This window comes from Paraburkholderia sp. SIMBA_030 (assembly GCF_046535245.1).
In the GTDB taxonomy this organism is placed as follows: Bacteria; Pseudomonadota; Gammaproteobacteria; order Burkholderiales; family Burkholderiaceae; genus Paraburkholderia.
Map to the genome: position 1 here is coordinate 1 of NZ_JAWRXB010000146.1, position 372 is coordinate 372.

1 protein-coding gene is annotated in these 372 nt (G+C 47.6%); it reads right to left on the bottom strand.

Annotation, left to right across the window (positions count from 1 at the left end; translation table 11 throughout):
- On the bottom strand, positions 1 to 372 hold a 372-nt coding region (locus SB772_RS39395), incomplete at both ends, for a 3'-5' exonuclease (RefSeq protein WP_410838438.1).

The window sequence follows — 372 nt, forward strand, 5'->3', positions numbered from 1 at the left end:
AACAACTTCAACGTACGGCAGGTCGATTTTTTTCCAGGTGATAACTTTCGCTTCTTCTTCGTCCGCGTAAGAGATCATGATGATCGGACCTTTACCGAATTCTTCACCTTCCTTGTACAGGGTTTCGATGTCGAACGCCAGCAGTTTCAGTTCTTCGTCACCTTCCATCGGGATCAGACCTTTGTCGATCAGGTAACGTTTCGCGAACGGGATGTCGTATTCGAAGATGTCAACAACCGCAGAGTGTTCACGGATTTTTTCACGGATGGTCGGAACGTCCTGCGGGTGTTCGAAGTACAGACGCCAAACGGTGATCGGACGACCCAGGAATTTTTTTTCAACTTTTTCCGCGTCAACGATACGAACGATTTT